Below are 2,048 nucleotides of genomic sequence, written 5' to 3' on the forward strand. Positions count from 1 at the left end.
CGCCCAGACCCAGGATCAGTGCCGCGACATACGTGGACACAACGCTCTCCAATCGACAGGGCAGTCCGTTGTGGACCAACGTGGTGCCTTGCGGGCTAAGGCAGTGTAACTTCTGGCAATATGACGCTGTCCCGCCGTGTCGTCGCAGCAGCCGCAGTCACGTTGGTCGTCCTCGTGGGGTGCACCAGCCAGCGCGGCAGCCGATCCAACAGCCCAGGTCAAGCAGACAGCAGATCGGCAAACCACCTGAGCGGACCGCCTGTCAAGCTTGGCTTCGTCTCCATGGAGAACACCCCGCTCGGGTCGTTTCCCGAGACTCGGATAGCCGCCGAGAGCGCCGTCGCCTACGCCAACGCGACGCTCGGTGGAGTTCACGGCCGACCCCTTGAACTCGTCCCCTGCGCAACAAATGGCTCACCGGAGTCGTCCCAGGACTGTGCCAACCGACTCATTGCCGCGGGACCCGTGGCCGTGGTCGGCGGGGTGGATCTGAGCACCGAGGCGGCCATGCCGCTGTATCAGCAGGCCGGCATTCCCTATGTCAGCGGATCACCTCAGCTGAGCGGGGAACTGAGCTCACCCAACTCCTTCTCGCTGACCGGCGGTACGCTCACGGAACTGCTCGGAATTACCGAGTACCTGACAGCGACCAAACACGCCACGAAGGTCCATGCTCTGTACGCGGACCTGCCCGGGCTCCTGACCGCCGCCATTCAGGGATCCCAGCGGATTCTACGGGCCAAGGGGGTGTCAGACGTCCTGCTGGTCCCGGAGAAGGTGGATACGGCGGACTTCGCCCCGGCCGTCAACCAGGTCGCGTCCGGGAATCCGGACGCAATCGTCGTCGTTTTCCCGGCCCAGTCGTGCGCCCGAATCGCTCAGGTTGCGGGCACACTCCAGGTGAAGGCCCCGATGTACTTCGTCGGTTCCTGCGCGACGCCCGCGGTAGCGCGTGCCGGCGGCCGGGCCACCGGGAACATCAACTTCGTCTCCGGTTATCTTCCGCTCGACGCCACCGGCGGTGACCAGGACACCAAGGCATTCCTGGAGAAAGTACCGGAAGCTTCGCGGTCACCCTTGTCACAGGCGTCCTTCTCGACCGTCCTCACGGTACACTCGCTGCTCGCCGAAACCGCACAGACGACCCCCATCGATCTTCGGAATGCTTTCAAGGCGACCCGGGACCATCCGAACGTGATGGCCCATCCGTTCACTTGTGACGGCACTCTGATAAAAGTCTTCCCGTCGGTCTGCAACACGGCGGTACGAATCCTGCGGTGGTCCGACAACAGATTTGCCGGCGTCACCGACACCTGGGTGGACGGGCGTGAGCTCATGAAGCTGATCAGCTGATCGTCAGTGGCGCCGGCGGCCTACCCCTGCGGTCACCCGGCACCTGACGACCGCCTCGGCACCCGGCAGCCACCTCAGCGCAATCCGTATTGACAACGGTTTCCAGATCGGAGACAGTTCGGCTCGGATGAACCATCCCCGAGCGTCCAGGAGGTTCCGTGTCCCTGACCGTCTCCCCCGATCTGCTCGCGCAGGCCGAACGCGGCCACGTCGCGGACGACGCCTTCCTGGCCTGCGTGCGCGATTCGCTGCCATACGCCTATGACCTGGTCGAACGGCTCGCCGGCGAGCTACCCGGCACCGATCGTGACTTCACGGACAATCTTGTCCCACCGCCGGACGACGCGACACAGGGTCAGCTCCTGCGGGCAATGGCGAGCAGCGCCGTCCGGGCGGCTCTGGAACGACGCTTCGGCGTGGCGCTCGCCTTCCAGAACTGCCACCGCCTGGCCGCATTCCGTCCGGAGACGATCGGCGGGGAACAGTACCAGCGATTCGTCTCCAACGAAAGCCAGGTACTCAACCAGCAGCCGGAGTTCGTCAACTGCTGACGCCGGTGCCGGTTGCCGGCCCCGGCGCACCGTGCGGATATGCGCCGGGCGCAGGCAACCGGTCCGGACCCTCCGCCGTCCCCGCCCGAGCGCGCCGGCGGCGGGCCAGCGTCCCGGTAGCAGGGACGAGGAGCGCCGACAACG

The 2,048-nt window shown here is 65.8% G+C and carries 2 protein-coding genes; both read left to right on the forward strand.

Translation table 11 applies throughout. From position 1 onward, the window contains the following. Positions 1 to 120: 120 nt before the first annotated feature. Complete coding sequence (locus tag DD1DGNOD_RS24495) at positions 121 to 1,353, forward strand: ABC transporter substrate-binding protein (RefSeq protein ID WP_131765104.1); 1,233 nt, start codon at positions 121 to 123, stop codon at positions 1,351 to 1,353. A gap of 158 nt (positions 1,354 to 1,511) precedes the next feature. Then, positions 1,512 to 1,904, forward strand: coding sequence for an SCO5389 family protein (locus tag DD1DGNOD_RS24500; protein WP_131765103.1), 393 nt, complete (start codon positions 1,512 to 1,514; stop codon positions 1,902 to 1,904). The last annotated feature ends 144 nt before the right edge of the window (positions 1,905 to 2,048 follow it).

This window comes from Candidatus Protofrankia californiensis, from assembly GCF_900634765.1.
Lineage (GTDB): Bacteria > Actinomycetota > Actinomycetes > Frankiales > Frankiaceae > Protofrankia > Protofrankia californiensis.